This is a genomic window from Nocardioides potassii, from assembly GCF_021648885.1.
Taxonomy (GTDB): Bacteria; Actinomycetota; Actinomycetes; order Propionibacteriales; family Nocardioidaceae; genus Nocardioides; species Nocardioides potassii.
Window position 1 is genome coordinate 16861 of record NZ_JAKJHZ010000003.1, and the last position, 15751, is coordinate 32611.

Sequence of the window (15751 nt, forward strand, 5' to 3'; positions counted from 1 at the left end):
GAGTCGGTCGGCCTACATGGTGGGAGGTGCTACTCATCGTCGTTGCCGGCCTCGTCGCTGCGCGGCACCTCGTGAGCGACTGGCGACTCGCGGCCAGCGGGAACCTCGGGCCGGACGGCGACATCTCCGTCTACATAGGCGCGATCAACTTCCTGAACTCAGGTGGCGCGCTCTACGACTACCCGCTAGAAGGTGGCTACGGGTTCACCTACCCGCCGTTCGCGTCCATCGTGCTCCAGCCCCTGACCTGGGCCGACCCGCGCACGACCGGTCTCTCGTGGATGACTGCGTGCATCGCGATCGGGATCGTGGTGGTGGCGCTGGTCGTCGCGTCGCGCCCCTGGCCGACATCCGTCGTCGGCCGGTTCGTCGTCCTCGGACTGGCGGTCGGTCTGTTCTTCGGGTCCGTTGAGGTGCAGAGCGACCTGATCACCGGACAGGTCAACCTCGTCCTGGCGCTCCTCGTCGTCCTCGACGTCGGGCGCTTCGTCCCGGACCGGTTCCGTGGGGTCCTCGTCGGGCTCGCGGCGGCGATCAAGCTCACGCCGATGATCGTCTGGGGCTGGTTCTTCGTCACCCGCCAATGGCGAGCCCTGGCCATATCAGTAGGAACCTTCGTGGGGTGCGGCCTGCTCGCCTGGGTCGTCCTGCCCAGCGACTCCCGACGCTTCTGGACCGAGGCGGTCTTCGACACCGGTCGCGTCGGCGACGTCGAGCTCCGGTTCAACTCGTCGGTGATGGGCGTGCTGGCCCGCGCCGGCCTCGACGGAGCCACTCGCTCAGTGCTGTGGCTGCTTCTGGGTGGCGTGCTCGTCCTGGCGGCGTACTGGAACGCCCGCCGGGCGCGGAGGGCAGGCGACCACGTCGCCGCGGCGATCATCCTGGGGTGCGCTGCCGTGATCGCGACGCCGATCGCGTGGCCGCACCACCAGATCTGGCTGCCGCTCGCCGGCATCGTGCTGGCGACCCGCACGAGATGGCTGCCCCAGGTGCTCGGGCTCGTTGTCCTGGGGTTCGCTTACCTGCACATCGTTATCACAAGGTGGTCTGACGCCCACGGCACCGGTTGGTTCTTCGACAACATCGACTTTGCAATGTTCGCCGCGGTGTGCGTCTTGGGCCTCGCCCCCGGGCGACCGACGTCGACGCCGACCTCCGACCGAACTCCGCTTATGGTCGATCAATGACACTTGGGCACAACGCGGTCCGCCAGGCGGCCCGCAATGCATTAAAAGGGACCCCTCTGTGGCCGGCCTATCAACGTGCCAAACACCGAAGGTCACTTCAGCGCGCATTGCTTTCTTCGCACAATCGACAAGCGCACCGGCAGAAGGTCCGTCAGATGCAAGACCGGCAGAGGTCGCTGGCGAGCGGTGCTGAGGACCCTTACGAGACTTCGAGGCAAGCACTCGCGAAGTTCTTCTCTATGTTCGAGGTGATCGATCCGGGAGTGCCCCTTATCCGCGTCGGACCATCCGGCGACGGGGGCTATCTGCTGCCGGACGACCTCGACGGGATCAACACGTGCTTTTCCCCTGGGGTGGCCGACGAGATCGGGTTTGACCTGGCGTTGGCCAACAGAGGGATCGACGTGCACATGATCGACGCGTCGGTAAATGGTCTGCCCCAGACGCACCCGAGGATTGACTTCGAGCCGCTCTTTCTCGGCGCCCGGACGAAACCCGGATGGACGACGCTGCAGGATTGGGTCGGCCGTCGAGGGATGACGGGCGGCGACGCGCTTCTTGAGATGGACATCGAGGGCTCCGAATGGGCCGCCTTGTCTGCAGCACCTGAGAGCGTCCTCGATCGCTTTCGCATCATCGTGGTTGAGATGCACGACCTCCATCACCTCGCCCGCCACTCGGGGTTCCTGGTGATCGGAGGAGTGTTTGAGAAACTGCTGTCACGGTTCGACCTGGTTCACGTCCATCCGAACAATCACGAGTACCCGGTGCCGTTCAACGGTTTTGAACTGCATCCAGTGGTCGAAGCCACGTTTCTGCGCAAGGACCGCGTACTAAGTCGAACCCGACGGACCAGCCTTACGCACCCGCTGGACAGCGCAAACTCAGAGGATCTCGTCGACTTTCCTCTAGACCCAGCGTGGGGTTGGCCCGTCAGGGACGGCGATTGACGACGCGCTTGACTCTGACCGCAACGACGTGTCGAAGGTCGCCTACCCCGTACTTCGGCTTCGGTCGGTAAGCGCACCACCACAAACGCAGCCGTCGGCTTGTGTGGCTGCGCCACACGTCTGGCCGCGCGAGGGCGCGGTCGAGCTCTCGTAGGAGGTCGCCCGAACCCACCCGCTCCCGTCGAATCTCCATATCTCGAAGCGCACGCGTGGTCAGGGTCCGTCGAAGTTTTTGGTTGTCCGCGAGACGCCTCATGGCCGCTACCGCTGATGAGATCTTGGGCTCAGCCCATACCGCGGCCCCTACCATCTCGCTGTACCCGGGGTACTTCGTCTCTACGCTGACCAATTCGCACTCGACCAGTACCGAGTTTTCGGGCGTCATGTAATCCAGGTTTCCGGAATACGCCGTAGCCATGACGGGGGTTCCGACGCTCATTGCCTCCATCATCAAGAGGCCTAGTCCCTCGCTCCGATGCAGGGATGACACAACGTCAGCCGAGGCGTACAGACTGAGCACCTCGAGGTAGGTCAGTTCCTCCTCAATGATTCTCACGCGCGGATCATTCTTGGCGAGCGCGACCGCGCGAAGTGCCTCCCCACCCAGGGACTTGTCAGCGGCGAGGTGGCCGATCTTCAACACCAATGCGACGTCGCTGCGATCCGGGAAGGCAGCTTGGAATGCGGCAACAAGACCGACGGGGTTCTTTCGGGTCGAGTCGCTAAGGGTGTCGAAACCGAACGCGAAAACGATGTCGGTCTCACTCATGTTCCATCGCATGCGGTCCGACGTGACACCAGGTGGCACGAGGATGCTCTGGCGAAAGGGAACCGTGATGCTTCCAGGAACTCCGGCTTGGACGGCGTCAGAGACGAACTTGGTGGGACTCAGCACGAGATCGACGGCGGCCAAGAACGGGCGGAACTCCGATCTCAACTTCTGGTGTTCGACGAAGACGACAACGGCAGTCAGGCGGTCTCGTCGAACGAGACGTGGGTTGCTCCGCAAGAACTCTTCAGAGTCGAGCGGGTTGAAGCAGAAAATGGTGACGGGGTGGGGCTGCGTGCTCGCTTCGTCACATCCCGTCACGCACTCAGTCTCATCGTGACCAGTGCCGCCCGACTCCGGCACCACGTCCGTGACAGCAACCGGGATTCCACGCTGACGGAGTGTGGCAATCAAGTTGCGGGCGATCACCCCTTGGCTCTGGTTGCTGGTGACGTAGCCGAACACGTTGACGCCAAATGAGGAACGGACCTCGTCGCGCAAGGCTGCACGCCGACCGCGTATCACTGCGCTACCGCCGCCTTCGTCACGATCTCCATCGGGTCGTCGTAGTCCATCAGCACGGTGACGATCGAGTCCCCGGTCGTCTTGTGGTGGTCGGAGAACTCCAGCCCGATACCGAGCTCGTCGAACTTGGCCCGCTCCGCGTCCCCGAGGTAGTCCTTGGCGCCCGTGCCGGACAGGTACGACGTCGCGCCGACCATCTGGAGCTGCTCGAGCACCCGGTCCGCTGCCTTGGCCTGCGGAGGGTCGGTCACCACCACCTCGGTCGGGATCCCGAGGTAGTCGCGCATCGCCAAGATCAGCTGGTGGTTGATCTCGGCGAGGTTGTGCGAGTCCACCGCGTGGATCATCCCGAGCACGTCGGCGCTGCGGTCCTTCCAGTGCCGCGCACTGCGGTAGCGCCCGGTGATGGACGCCTCGAGATGGTCCTGCCACCCCGGCTTCACCATCGTCTCGTTGATGGGGATCAGGTGGGGCTTCGTCTCGAGCGGAAGGGTCACCCAGGTCTCGCGCATCATCACGCGACGCTGCACCCAGTGCTTCTGGAGCTGGTCGTGCACGGCGAGGACGAAGAGGTCGCAATTCACCATCTTGAACCAGAACCCGGGCCACGGAAGCAGGTCGGGCTGGTGGATCGCGACCTTCACCGGCGGACCGTCCGGACGAGCGCGTACTGCTCGGCGTAGGGCACCAACCGCACCTGTCCCAAGGCGCCCGCGATCTGGCGAACGCTGTTGATCGGATGCACCTCCGTCGGGATCTCCGACTGGTAGGCCTGGCACGCCGCCTCCTTGGCCGTGATCTGCTCCTCGGTGAGGGCCTCGAAGACGTTCCACCGGAGGTCGGTCGGGTAGAGGTTCACGTCGTAGACAGCGATGTCGTAGACGAAGACGCTCGGCGGAAACCAGTGGTCCAGTGACATCGACACCCGGCACGAGCGCATTCCGGCCTCGTAGACGGCGATGTGGTCCTGGTGGAGTGAGGGGTAGGGGAGGTAGAGCTCATCGGGCTGCAGCTCGGCCATGATCGCGTCGATGGCCCCGACCATCTCGGTCATGTGCTGGGGCGTCTGCCCGTCGGGGAAGTCGAGGCGGCGAGAGTCCGCCACGCCGAGGATCTCCAGAGCCGTGAGGTGCTCCTGGGTGCGGACCTCCCCGCTGTCGGTCATCACCACCACGATGCACTCGTCGGGGTGCTTGGACATCAGGCCGCCGCACCCCATGGCCTCGTCGTCCATGTGGGGGGCCAGGATCAGCCGCTTCATCGCGCTCCTCGGAGGGTCACGGGACGTGAGTCTAGGTGCCCGAAGGTCTGCGAGGATGCGGATGTGAGCCGACCGCGCGTGGTGCTGATCAGCATGTACGTCGGCCATCAGGGCGTGCCGCACGCCGGCGGTCGCTACCTCCTCGAGCTCCAGAGGCTCCTCGACGCCGAGACCGACCTCACCATGCTCACGGTCGGCAACCGGCTCAACCACGAAGCAGCGACCAGGGCCGGCGTGCCGCGTCGCCTGCTCCTCCTGGGACACGAGCCGGGTCGGAGTCCCGTCGCGAAGCTCCTGAACCGCGCGGCGCTGTGGCTGGACACCTCCTGGCGGCACCGCCGCGACCCGGGGATGCCGTCGGCAGCCTTCATCCTCGGCCTGCTTCGCTCGAAGGAGGCCCGCGCTGCCGTCCGGGAGGCCGACGTCATCGACCTCCAGTACTCCGAGTCCATCCGCCTCGTCCGCCTGTTGCGCCGGATCAACCCGCGGGCTCGGATCACCGGCACGTTCCACGACGTGATGAGCCAGTCGTTCGCGCGGGAGCCTCGGGAGAACCCCGAGGAGAAGCGCCACTTGCAGGCAGTGGCGGAGCGTTCACGAGGGCAGGAGCGGGCGATGGTCGCCCGGCTCGACGAGGTGCTGGTGTTCTCGCGCAAGGACGCTGAGCTCCTGGGCAGCCCGCCGCACACGATCGTCCACCCGCCGCTCTCCACGGGGAACGAGCCGCGACACCGCCCGGCCTCGGCCCCGATCGTCGTCGTGGTGTCCTACCTGGCGCGCGACGAGAACGACAAGGCCGCGCGTTGGACGATCGACCACGTCTGGCCGCTGGTGCGCGCGAACCAGCCTGACGCGGAGCTCCGCCTCGTCGGGGGCGGCGCCAGCGACGACCTGCGAGCCCGTGTCGCGACACTCGGGCCGGACAGCGGCGTCGTACTGGCCGGCTTCGTCGACGACCTCGATGCGGAGTACGACGCTGCCGCGGTCGCGCTCGTGCCTGTGCTCCAGGGGGCGGGCGTCAAGTTCAAGACCGTCGAGGCCATGTGCCACGGGGTGCCGGTCGTGACGACCACTGTCGGAGCGGAAGGCATCGACGGTGACGACCTCTTCGCGGGCCTGACCGACGACCCCGCGCAGCTGGCGGAGTCGCTGTGCGCGGTGCTGGCGGACACCGAGGCCGCACAGCCTCGCGCCGACCGCGTGCAGGACTGGGCTCAGGACGCCTACGGCGTACGACGGTTCGAAGCAACGGTGCGCACGACCTGGACCTCGTAGGTCACACCAGTCCGCGCTCCGCCATGACGCCGGCCAGCTCGGTCCACATGTGCCGCGCGTTGAACCTCGCCTCCACGCTCCGCCGGGCCGCAGCTCCGAGACGCTCGCGCTGCTCCACGTCCTCACGTAGCTCCGTGAGCACCGTGCGCCAGTCGTCGGCGTCACCCTCGTCCACGAGCCGCGCGTCGACCGCATCGGTGAAGTAGTCCCGCATCGCGCGAGTCCCGGTCACGGCGACGCACGCACCGGACGACGCGGACTCGAGCGCCACGCTGGAGCCGGTCGGGTAGGCGAGGTCGCGCGTCGGCACCGCGACGACCTGGGCGCTCTGGAGCATAGATCGATACACCGGGAGCGGTACGACACCGTGGACGCGAACGTTGTGAGGGACATCCAGGTCCGCGAGGTTCTCGGGCTTGCACACGACGTCGAGCGTCAGGTCCGTGCCCTTCACCGCCTCGAAGAGGGTGCGGTAGTCACGCCCCCGGTCCTGGCCCACGGCGAGCAGCTCGATGTCGCGCTGGCCGTCGCCGGGCACGTAGTAGTCGTGACTCACGCCGTAGGTCACCGGGAACAGACGGTCCTCCGTGATGCCCAGGTCGGTGAAGATCTCGGTCTCGTGCCGCGACAGGTGGGTGATGAGGTCGGCCCCCGCGAACCTCTCGACCAGTCGTCGGCGCTCATCGGCACCGGCCGCGCGGAGGTCGTCGGCCAGCCAGCAGGACCAGACGACCAAGGGTGTCGATCCCCACGGCGGCACCCTGCGATGGCGCAGAACCGATGCGGCGGCGCCCTGTCGTTCGAGGAGCGCGATGATCACGTCGCTGTGGCGAGCCGCGCCCGCGCCACGCAGGGTCTGCTCGATCGGATAGCCGCTCCGGTGCTCGACGAGGTCCCGCCAGCGGCTCCAGCGCGGGTCGACCGCTCGTCGAGACCCAGCGAGCTGCCATCCCAGCTCGTCGCTCAGCGCGTTGACGCCGTACGGCAGGGGCGCAGGCACCTCGCCAGCCCGATGACGATCGGCCCACACGTCGAGGGCATGCTCGGACAGCACGAGGGCGCGGGTCACTTCTCCCCCTTGACCAGCGACAGCTCGTGCCGGGCGATCGCGCGGGCGTCCACCTCACGCCCCGCGGCCCGACGTGCGGAGTTGGCGACGAAGTTGAGCGCGGTGGCTGCCACCAGCCCGGCCTGCAACCGGCGCCGCGAGCCCCACTTCTCGGCGTACAGCAGCTGGCCCTCGACCAGCCACCGGCGACGGGACTCCGAGGGCGAGGAACCGCCGCCCGCGTGCACCACCGTCGGGGATCGGAGGGCGACCACGGACAGGCCTCGATCACGCAGGCGTCGCTGGAGGTCGACCTCCTCGGAGTTCATGAAGAAGCGCTCGTCGAAGCCACCCACCTCGCGGAAGTCGCGCAGCGGGATCCACATCGCCGCGCCGACCACCCAGTCGACCTCGCCCTCGGAACGATGGGCGCGGACGTCGTGGCCGACCGCGCGGTGCCACGCCGAGGTGTCACGGAAGCGGGCCAGGGGAGTGAGCCACGCGGCGACCTGGTGCCGGACCCGCGGAAAGTCACGACCCACCCAGGCCTCGCGACCGTTCTCGTCGACCATCCGCGGTGCGAGGACGGCGTGCGGGTGGACGCGGGCGGCGGCGACCATCTCCGCCGCGAAGGTGGGCTCCACGGTCAGGTCGCTGTTGAGGACCAGCAGCGCCTCACCGGTCGCGGCAGCGGCACCCGAGTTCACGTTTGCACCGAAACCACCGTTGACCGCCCGCCGCACCACCTCGACGCCGGCGCGATCGGGGAACGGCTCGGGGGACGCGTCGTCGGCGACGATGACCTGGACCGGATGCGTCTGGGCGGCCAGCTGGTCGAGGAGGGCGAGGGTCGGAGCAGGGTCACCGTGGTGGGGTACGACGACGCTGACGGACGTGACGTCGGTGGTCGTGTCCCTGACCCATTGCGCGTCCCCCACGCGTCGCCCGGCGACAGCGGCCGCCTCGACCGCGAGGGCGACGGCCTTCCCGCGGACCCTCCGCGGCAGTCGCGGGAGTGCGGCGTCGACGCGGGCTCCGAGGGCGTGGGCCGACGTCCGCGAGTCGATCCGGGCGGCTGCCGTCCCGACCACGCGCTCCCACGCGGAGGAGGGCCTGGCCGCCGCGGAGTGACGCCCGGGATGCCGCTCGTCGAAGTCGCGGGTCGAGGCTCCCGAGGTGAACGCCCGCGCGGCCCGGGTCGCCGTGTCCGGAGCGGGGCCTCGGTGCTCGACCTCCAGGTCGGGGTCGATGACGATCTCCACGCCGGCCTTCGCCAGGCGCAGCCCCAGCTCGGAGTCCTCGCGGTAGCCCATGGTCGTGTCGAACCCGCCGACCGCGTCGTAGGCCGCCTTCGACACCGAGTTGCAGGCGGCCCAGTGCCGCCACCGCTCATCGCTCGGGCGCGCGTAGGCCTCGGCGAGCAGCCGCTCGTTGGCGGGCCGTCCGTAGGCGGCGGCGTAGGGCGTGTCGGGGAAGACGTCACGGGTCAGCGAGATGACGCCCAGCGGGGCGGCGTCGCTGGTGCGGTCTCGGTGGCGGGCGAGGTGTCCGGCGACGAGTCCGGGCGGTGGCGTGAGGTCGTCGTCGCAGCGGAGGACGTACTCGCCGCGGGCTTCGGCGTACCCCTGCGCCAGCGCCGCCGCGACCCCGTCCCCTCCAGCACGCTCGATGACGCGCAGCGGCACCCGGTCGACGTACGACTCGAGCAGGGAACGGCTGTCGTCGACCTCACCGTCGATGACCACGACCACCTCCCACGGCGCGTCGATGACCTGAGCCGCGAGCGCATCGAGGAGCACCGGCAGTCGGCTCGCGCCGCCCCGGGTGGGAACCACGACGGAGACGGCGAGGTCGGTCACGCGACGATCCTAGGAGGCGGGGTCAGTGCTGGACCGGCTCTTCGGTGCCTTCGATCGCGGCGAAGACTGCTTCGACGAGCTCGAGCACCTCGTCCTCGCCGGACACCGGTCCGCCGGCCAGGAACCCGTCGGCGCCGAGCAGGACGGCGGACGGAGGGGCGAGGGCGAAGACCCGGCGCACGTTCCAGTCCGGCTCCCAGGTCGAGAGGTCCGGCGAGTGCCCCGTCTGCGCCCGTGCCGCGTGCTCGTCGGGGTAGACCACGATGACGCCGATGGCCGGGTCGAGGCGCCGGGCCCACTCGTCGACCTTCTCGCCCGTCCGGACGCACGGGCCGCAGTTGGCGTTGAGGGCGATGACCAGGCGCGCCTGGGTGGTGGCGGCCTCGGTGAGCGTGAGCGGGTGTCCGTCGAGGCGGTGGACGACCCCGTAGGGGATGGGGTGCCGCTCGTAGTCCGCCAGCTCGGCATCCTGCGGGACATCGTGCCCGGCGGGGTGCGCAGCCGACCCCGACCCCGCGGGCACGGCCACCAGCAGCGCAACCGCAACGGCGGCGACGGTCGCCAGCAGTGTCCACCAGCCGGCAGCTCCGAGCTCGCCGACGGCGTCGACGGCCGAGCCGCCCTGGAGGTCGTACCAGAGCACGACGGCGGCGATCACCGACAGCAGGATGTTGCGACCGAGCGTCCGCGGTCCCACGTCGTGGCTGCCGATGCTGCCGAAGCACGAGCACGAGACGGGCTCGTCGAACCGGAGGGCCCGGGCGATGAGGGCCGTGTAGGCCAGCATCAGCAGCAGGACGACCGCCGCCGGTAGCCACGCGACGGACGTCGGCGACACCAGCAGCAGCACGGCGAGCACGATCTCCACCCACGGCAGCGCGGCTGCGCTCGGGCCGACCGGAACCACGCGCGGCACGCGCAGCGCGACGAAGGCATCCTGGGTGGCCCGGGCGTCGCGCAGCTTCGCCGCACCGCTCGTCAGCAGCACGGCGGCCAGCGTGAGCATGAGGACGAGCGCAGCGACGGGTGCCGACGACATGGCAGGAATCGTACGGCGCGTCGGCCATAGTGGTGCCCCGTGAGGACCGAGGGGACGACCGCGCGTGACCGCAGCGTCGACGTCGCCCGTGCCCTGGCGATGGTCGCGATCGTCGTGGGGCACGTCGAGCGGGGCCTGAGCGCCGCCCTCCTCATGCCGTACGACACGGCCGTCATGCTGGACCGTGTCGTCTACCTCGTCCACCTCTCGACGTTCGCCTACCTGTCCGGACTCTTCGTCCGGCGGGCCGTCGAGCGCGACGGACCGCGACGGATGGTGGTGCGCCGTACCACGCTGCTGGTGTGGCTCTACCTGCTCTGGAGCCTGATCCAGGGCTTCACCCGCGTCGCGGCCTCGTCGGCCTCCAACACCGCCATCGCGGTGAGCGACGTGTTCCGGCTGTGGCTGCCCGAGGGCCAGCTGTGGTTCCTCCCGTGGCTGATAGCGGTCACCGCCATTGCGGCAGCGGCCCGGCCGTGGCGTGGCGTCGTACGCGGCGGAGTCATGCTGACGGCGGCCGCCGTCCTGGCGCTCGCCGTGTGGGGGTTCGAGCCGCCGTACGTCTTCACGCGCGGCTGGGCGCTGCTCCTTCCCTTCCTGATCGGGTGCGTGGTGACGCAGTCACGGCATGCGGGCCTCGCCAGGCGGCTGCCGCTCGCCGCCGGAGCGGCCGTCGTGGGCACCGCGGCCTGGCTGTGGATCGGTCTCACGACCGTGGCCACGACGCCCACGACCGGCGGTGACGTGCGGACGACCGCGACCGTGGCCCTGGGGGTCGTCGGTTGCACGGCGGGCACCGTGGCGGTGCTGGCCTGGGCGGCGCTGCTCAGCAGGTCACCCGCCGCCCGGGTGCTCGCCCTCGTCGGCCGCCGGTCGCTCGAGATCTTCCTCGCCCACATCGTCGTCACGGCGGGCACACGGATAGCGCTGGTGAGGCTCGAGGTCACCGACGTCTGGGTTCACCTGGTGGCTGGGACGGTCCTCGGACTGGTCGTGCCGCTGGCAGTGGCCGCCCTGGCGGAGAGGCTGCGCTGGACCTGGCTGTTCGGTCTGCCGCACGTTCCCAACGCCAGGAGCTAGACGGGTCGGCAGCCCAGCGGTGGGTCACCGCTCGACGCGCATGCGTGGATGCGTCAGGTCGAGCAGCTGCTCACCGTCATGGACCTGATGCGGACCCACATGTTGGCGTTGGCGCTGGTGGCGCCCTCTGTCGTCCAGTAGCGGATGGAGAAGCTCTTGAAGCCGCCGGTGATGGTGACGGTGGCGGTCTGTTCCGCGATGTAGGAGTTCGCCCTGCCAGTCGTGCGCCACGGGCTGGCCAACGTCCCCGACCCGGTCAGCTGGCTGCCCAGCACCGCCGAGACGGTGGCTCCGGTCGCGGGCAAGATCGCCACCTGGTCGAAGAACTGGGTCGTGGAGTCAGCTGCGCCGTTCGGCTGGGGGTTGTAGTTGTGGTCGATGTCCTCGATGGAGAAGGTCAGCGATGACACCAACTTGGTGAAGGTGAAGGTAGTGGTACTGAAGTTCCCGGCGATGCCGGTCGGCTGACTGCCGTTGCTCAAGAGCTGCGGGATGACGTTCACCAGCTCGAAATTGTTGAGGCCCACCCCGCCGGTGCTGTTGTTGGCCATGTTGCCGGGGGCCAGCCCGCCGAGTGTCCCGGTGTAGGACGTCACGACGCTGATCGTGTTCCCTGCCACCGTCCCGGACTGGGTGGTGTTGTTGCTGTCGGCGTTGTTGTTGTTGGCGGCCCACGTCACTGGGCTGTTCACGTTGACAGGAGTGCAGGGCGAGGCGGCGTACGCCGGCGCGGCGGTCGCCGCAGCGACGACGGGCACAGTCCAGGCGCCAGCGGCGATGAGGGTGCGGCGAGGGAGAGCACGAGTGGGGCAGGGCGGGGGAGTCATGACGATCCTTCGATGAGCGTTCAACTAGATTGCTTGACCAAACATAGGGATTTGGGGGTCGGGTCCCACGCCATTCGGTGCACACCTGTTCCTCGGTTTGGAACGGGGAGGACACAGTTCGTCCTCGCCTCCAGTGAGGCGTGATCCGGGCAAGACGAGCGATGTGGAAGGCCCGAGCGGTGTTCGAGCGCGCCGGTGTGACGCGCCTCTCACGGTGGCCGCGGCCCACCTTCGTTTTCCGAGTTTCGACCGCCAGCTCTTCTATCTAGAATCAGTCAAGCAATAGTCAAGCGTCTATCTCGGAGCCAGGACGTGACCGACAGCAATAGGACCCCCGCGCGCGCAGCAACCCGCCGCACGGTCGTACGCGGCGCGGCATGGACGGTGCCGGCGGTGGCGGCGGCCGTGTCGGCGCCCGCCTATGCAGCGTCCCCCTGCCCGAACAAGACAGCGCTGCTCCCCGTGACCTGGTCCGGGACCTCGACCCCCACCAGTCAGGTGGGCACGGCGACGAACGGCGCCACCGTCACTGTCAGCGCTGCCTACACGCAGGCGGGGCTTGCCCCAGGTTCCCTCGGGTCGGGGAACCTCAGCGCCCAGACCGCGACGAGCGTCCGCGACTCCTTCGCCATCGTCAACAACTCCCCCGCGACCCTCGTCAGCGACCCGGCGACCAACTTCCAGACGGTGACGTTCACCTTTGTGCAGCCCGTCTACGGCCTGACGTTCTCGATCGACGACATCGATCGCGGCACGGGATACTGGGACTACGTGAGCCTCACCGCCACTCCGACCGAGACGCCGTCGGGGAGCTACGGCAGTCCGACGAGCATCACGGGCGCAGGGACCGATGCGAACCCGTGGCGCACCACGTCGACCTCGGGAGGTGACAACCTGCCGTCGCAGTCGGTCACCGTGACCTACGCGAACGGTGCCGTCGGCATCACCCAGGTCCGGCTCAAGTTCTGGTCGACCGTGCAGACCTCGACGTCGGCGACCCACCTGTTGCGACTGCGGCAGATGTCGTTCCGCACCTGCGCCTGACCCGTAGCACGCGCGCTCCGACGCGCCGTCGGAATGGAGCGGCTGCGGCCGGGGTTGTCGTCCTTCGATGACTTCTCCAACCGCCGCCCGCACCGACACCCCGACGGACGCCGTCCCTGACGACTCGCAGCGCATCTCGGTGCTGCTCGGCCTGCTGTTCGGCCTGGCCGGTATGGGTTCCTCCAGCGCAGCGGTGACCCTGCCGCTCCTCGGTCCCGACCTGGGGGTCGGCGCCGGTCTGGCCGCCTGGACCATCAGCCTCTACGTCCTGATGCTCGCGGTCACCACCGCGCTCTACGGGCGCATCTCGGACCTCGTGGGTGTCCGCGCCCCACTGCTGGCGGGGCTCGTGCTCATGTCGGTCGGCGCGCTGGTCGCAGCCATCGCCCCGACCTTCGAGGTCCTGCTCGGCGCGCGCGTGCTGCAGGGCGCCGGTGCCGCGGCGGTGCCGACCCTCGGCGTCGCCGTGCTGTCCGCGCGCTACAGCGGCGAGGTCCGCGGGTTCGCGTTCGGCCGCCTGGCCGGCGTCGCTGCCGCGGTGAGCTGCCTCGGCCCCCTCGTCGGCGGGGTGGTCGAGGCGTCGTTCGGCTGGCGGGCGGTCATGGCCCTGCCGGTGCTCGGGGCGCTCGTCCTCCCCTTCCTCTGGCGCGCCCTCTCCACCGACGGCACCGGCGCGCGGCTCGACATCGTCGGAGCCGTGCTCGTCGCCCTGACGGCGGCCGGGATGGTGCTGCTCGTGCAGTCGCCCTCGGGCGGACTGGTCGTCGCGGCGGTGGGCGCCCTGCTGCTCGTCCTCGGCGTGCCGGCCGTCCGCGCGACCGTACGGCGTCGCCCCGACGGGTTCCTCCCGGTCGAGGTGATCCGCAACGCCACCGTGGTGCGCAGCGCCGTCGCCGCGTCTGCCGTCCCCGCGTCGTGGTTCGCCCTGCTGATCGCCCTGCCGGCGGTGCTGCTGTCCCACGGCTGGGAGGCGTGGCAGGTCGGCCTGGCTATGGTGCCGAGCGCGGTGGTCGCGCTGGCCGTGCCTCAGGTCACCGGGCCGCTGCTCGCCCGCGTCGGGCCCGGACGGGCGCTCGCGATCGCCGGCCTGGTCGCCTCGGCGGCGCTGCTGGTCGCGACCGTCGGCGCCTGGGCGACGAGCGCCCCGGTGCTGGTGGTGGCGATCGTGCTGGTGACCTTCGCCTTCGGGCTCGGCCAGCCCGCCCTCAGCGCGGTCGTCGGCGACGCGGTCCACGCGGACGTGCGCGGCGTGGCGCTGGGGGTGTCGACGCTGCTCTTCCTGATCGGGGGGAGCATCGGCTCGGCGGTGGTGGCGGGCATCAGCGGCCCGCTCGGCATGCCGGTGGCCCTCCTGGTGCTCGCCGCCCTGCCGCTGCTCGGCCTGGTCGTCCTGGCGCCGACGCTGTCCGGCGACCGTCTCTGACCCTGGTCGCTCAGGTCCGCGATCGCTCGGCCAGTGCGACGGCGGCACGCTGGACGAGCGGCAGCTCCTCGGGGTCGCGCGCGGCCTCGTGCGGCACCGCGCCGCCGAGCAGCGCGGCGGGAGAGGTGAGCCAGGTCCACACGCGCCACGGATCGACCTTGGCGGCCAGGAGCGGCTCGAGCACGGTCAGCAGCTCCTCACGGACCTGTCCCTCGTCGTCGAGCTGGAAGGCCGGGACCAGGGTGCCGCCGTCGTGCTGCAGGAGCAGGACCGCGCGACGCTCCGCCGCCTTGTGCAGGGCGAACCGCGCCGCGTTCTCCGAGACTCCGCGGCGGCGACCGACCTCGGCGTAGTCCACCCATCCACCCGCGAGGAGGGTCGCGCGCAGGGCGCTCTCGCGCCGCAGCCGGACCAGCTCGACCGGCACCGCATGGGTCGGGTCGTCGCCGACGGACCGGAGCAGCGTCTCGAGCTCGCTCAGCCGTTCGTCGGAGAGCGGCTCGCCCGAGGTGTCGTGCCAGTGCGCACGGCCCGCGTCGTCACGGTCGAAGGTCGGCAGGCCCGCGGCTGCGAGCTGGTCCGCGAGGGCCAGCTGCTCCAGCCAGAGCGCCAGCCGGTCACCGAGCGCGTCCGCCGCGCCCTGGTCGAGATCATGGGAGTCCGGCACGTCGTGGACTGTAGGCAGACCCGGTCACGAGCGCCCAATTTCGGTGGTCTGGACCACGACAGGTGTTACTCCGGCGTGCATTCTGCGTGTCAATTCTGACTCCACGCCCTCCCTAATCTCGTCGAAGACTTGACTAATTCTCCTGTGGGGGAGATGTAAGGGGAGAATCGAATGAGCACCAGCATGCCTACGGCCCGACCGACGAGGCGCGCCCTCGTCCGCGGCGCCGCGTGGAGCGTCCCGGTCGTGGCCATCGCGGCCACGGCGCCCGCCTTCGCCGCCTCCGCCGCGACCACCGGGTTCACCGGGGTCGCCGGCACCGCGGAGAAGTGGAGCAACGGCAACGAGAAGCACGTGTCGTGGGACCTCCAGTTCACGAACGGCCCCGTGGCCATCGACGAGATCCTGCTGACCTTCACGTACAACCCGACCAGCACTGGTCCGTTCACCTCGTTCGAGATCTACGGCTATGCCGCCACATCCGGTCCGCGCGACAACACCTGGACCTACCCGACCATCACCGCGCCGACGTCGACGCTGACGGCGACGCACCTCAACGACATCCCGGCGAACACGACCTACCGCCTCCACACCGATTTCGCGGGTGGCGACAACGCAGCCGGCACGGTGCAGGCGACGGCACAGATCAAGTACGTCGGTTCGACCACCTACGTGTCGCAGACCGTCGGGCCGATCAGCTGGGGATCCGGCAGCAAGCACACGCACCCCGCCTGAGGTCGGCGCGCAGACGCACGACAGCCCGGCTCCGCATCGCGGAGCCGGGCTGTTGCGTCGTA

The 15751-nt window shown here is 69.4% G+C and carries 15 protein-coding genes; 7 read left to right on the forward strand and 8 right to left on the reverse strand.

The features are described 5' to 3' along the window. Positions 1–26: 26 nt before the first annotated feature. Complete coding sequence (locus L2K70_RS01580; RefSeq protein ID WP_236398020.1) at positions 27–1187, forward strand: glycosyltransferase 87 family protein; 1161 nt, start codon at positions 27–29, stop codon at positions 1185–1187. Positions 1188–1426: 239 nt separating this feature from the next. Beyond that, positions 1427–2137 carry a class I SAM-dependent methyltransferase gene (locus tag L2K70_RS01585; RefSeq protein WP_236398023.1) on the forward strand — a complete coding sequence of 237 codons (711 nt, stop codon included), beginning with the start codon at positions 1427–1429 and terminating at the stop codon, positions 2135–2137. Here L2K70_RS01585 and L2K70_RS01590 read toward each other — a convergent pair. Genes L2K70_RS01590 through L2K70_RS01600 form a run of 3 tightly spaced genes read right to left on the reverse strand, consistent with a single transcriptional unit; the run spans position 2121 to position 4692 of the window. After that, positions 2121–3407 carry a glycosyltransferase gene (locus tag L2K70_RS01590; RefSeq protein WP_236398026.1) on the reverse strand — a complete coding sequence of 429 codons (1287 nt, stop codon included), beginning with the start codon at positions 3405–3407 and terminating at the stop codon, positions 2121–2123. The genes L2K70_RS01585 and L2K70_RS01590 overlap by 17 nt on opposite strands. Before the next feature lie 20 nt (positions 3408–3427). Continuing rightward, positions 3428–4075 carry a WbqC family protein gene (locus L2K70_RS01595; RefSeq protein ID WP_236398028.1) on the reverse strand — a complete coding sequence of 216 codons (648 nt, stop codon included), beginning with the start codon at positions 4073–4075 and terminating at the stop codon, positions 3428–3430. Further along, complete coding sequence (locus L2K70_RS01600) at positions 4072–4692, reverse strand: PIG-L deacetylase family protein (protein WP_236398031.1); 621 nt, start codon at positions 4690–4692, stop codon at positions 4072–4074. The genes L2K70_RS01595 and L2K70_RS01600 overlap by 4 nt, the downstream gene beginning before the upstream one ends. A gap of 63 nt (positions 4693–4755) precedes the next feature. Here L2K70_RS01600 and L2K70_RS21475 point away from each other — a divergent pair, with 63 nt between their 5' ends. Next, a complete protein-coding gene (locus tag L2K70_RS21475) occupies positions 4756–5967 on the forward strand; it encodes a glycosyltransferase (RefSeq protein ID WP_236398034.1) in 1212 nt (403 codons plus the stop codon). 1 nt (position 5968) lies between these two features. Here L2K70_RS21475 and L2K70_RS21480 read toward each other — a convergent pair whose 3' ends face one another. Genes L2K70_RS21480 through L2K70_RS01620 form a run of 3 tightly spaced genes read right to left on the reverse strand, consistent with a single transcriptional unit; the run spans position 5969 to position 9913 of the window. Continuing rightward, the gene (locus L2K70_RS21480; protein ID WP_236398036.1) at positions 5969–7036 is read right to left on the reverse strand and encodes a glycosyltransferase; all 1068 of its coding nucleotides are present in this window, start codon (positions 7034–7036) and stop codon (positions 5969–5971) included. Further along, a complete protein-coding gene (locus L2K70_RS01615; RefSeq protein WP_236398038.1) occupies positions 7033–8874 on the reverse strand; it encodes a glycosyltransferase family 2 protein in 1842 nt (613 codons plus the stop codon). The genes L2K70_RS21480 and L2K70_RS01615 overlap by 4 nt, the downstream gene beginning before the upstream one ends. Before the next feature lie 22 nt (positions 8875–8896). Then, positions 8897–9913, reverse strand: a complete 1017-nt coding sequence (locus tag L2K70_RS01620) for a DoxX family protein (RefSeq protein ID WP_236398040.1) — start codon at positions 9911–9913, stop codon at positions 8897–8899. Between the two features lie 39 nt (positions 9914–9952). Here L2K70_RS01620 and L2K70_RS01625 point away from each other — a divergent pair, with 39 nt between their 5' ends. Further along, on the forward strand, positions 9953–10993 hold the full coding sequence (locus L2K70_RS01625) for an acyltransferase family protein (RefSeq protein ID WP_236398042.1): 1041 nt from the start codon (positions 9953–9955) through the stop codon (positions 10991–10993). Positions 10994–11046: 53 nt separating this feature from the next. Here the strand turns inward: L2K70_RS01625 and L2K70_RS01630 are convergent, their stop codons facing one another. Then, positions 11047–11673, reverse strand: coding sequence for a hypothetical protein (locus tag L2K70_RS01630; RefSeq protein WP_236398044.1), 627 nt, complete (start codon positions 11671–11673; stop codon positions 11047–11049). A gap of 459 nt (positions 11674–12132) precedes the next feature. On the opposite strand from L2K70_RS01630, the gene L2K70_RS01635 reads away from it, so the two are divergent. Together L2K70_RS01635 and L2K70_RS01640 are read left to right on the forward strand one after the other, a co-directional pair. Next, on the forward strand, positions 12133–12864 hold the full coding sequence (locus L2K70_RS01635; protein ID WP_236398047.1) for a hypothetical protein: 732 nt from the start codon (positions 12133–12135) through the stop codon (positions 12862–12864). A 67-nt stretch (positions 12865–12931) separates the two neighbouring features. Continuing rightward, positions 12932–14287, forward strand: a complete 1356-nt coding sequence (locus L2K70_RS01640) for an MFS transporter (protein WP_236398050.1) — start codon at positions 12932–12934, stop codon at positions 14285–14287. Between the two features lie 10 nt (positions 14288–14297). Here L2K70_RS01640 and L2K70_RS01645 read toward each other — a convergent pair whose 3' ends face one another. Then, a complete protein-coding gene (locus tag L2K70_RS01645) occupies positions 14298–14954 on the reverse strand; it encodes a hypothetical protein (protein ID WP_236398053.1) in 657 nt (218 codons plus the stop codon). Between the two features lie 171 nt (positions 14955–15125). Between L2K70_RS01645 and L2K70_RS01650 the strand changes: the two genes are divergently transcribed. After that, the gene (locus L2K70_RS01650; RefSeq protein ID WP_236398056.1) at positions 15126–15689 is read left to right on the forward strand and encodes an SGNH/GDSL hydrolase family protein; all 564 of its coding nucleotides are present in this window, start codon (positions 15126–15128) and stop codon (positions 15687–15689) included. The last annotated feature ends 62 nt before the right edge of the window (positions 15690–15751 follow it).

What these genes read in the sequence shown, in the direction of transcription:
- L2K70_RS01650 (WP_236398056.1), top strand. Translation starts at nt 15,126, where the DNA reads ATGAGCACCAGCATGCCTACGGCCCGACCGACGAGGCGCGCCCTCGTC.
- L2K70_RS01620 (WP_236398040.1), bottom strand. Translation starts at nt 9,913, where the DNA reads ATGTCGTCGGCACCCGTCGCTGCGCTCGTCCTCATGCTCACGCTGGCC.
- L2K70_RS01600 (WP_236398031.1), bottom strand. Translation starts at nt 4,692, where the DNA reads ATGAAGCGGCTGATCCTGGCCCCCCACATGGACGACGAGGCCATGGGG.
- L2K70_RS01640 (WP_236398050.1), top strand. Translation starts at nt 12,932, where the DNA reads ATGACTTCTCCAACCGCCGCCCGCACCGACACCCCGACGGACGCCGTC.
- L2K70_RS01585 (WP_236398023.1), top strand. Translation starts at nt 1,427, where the DNA reads ATGTTCGAGGTGATCGATCCGGGAGTGCCCCTTATCCGCGTCGGACCA.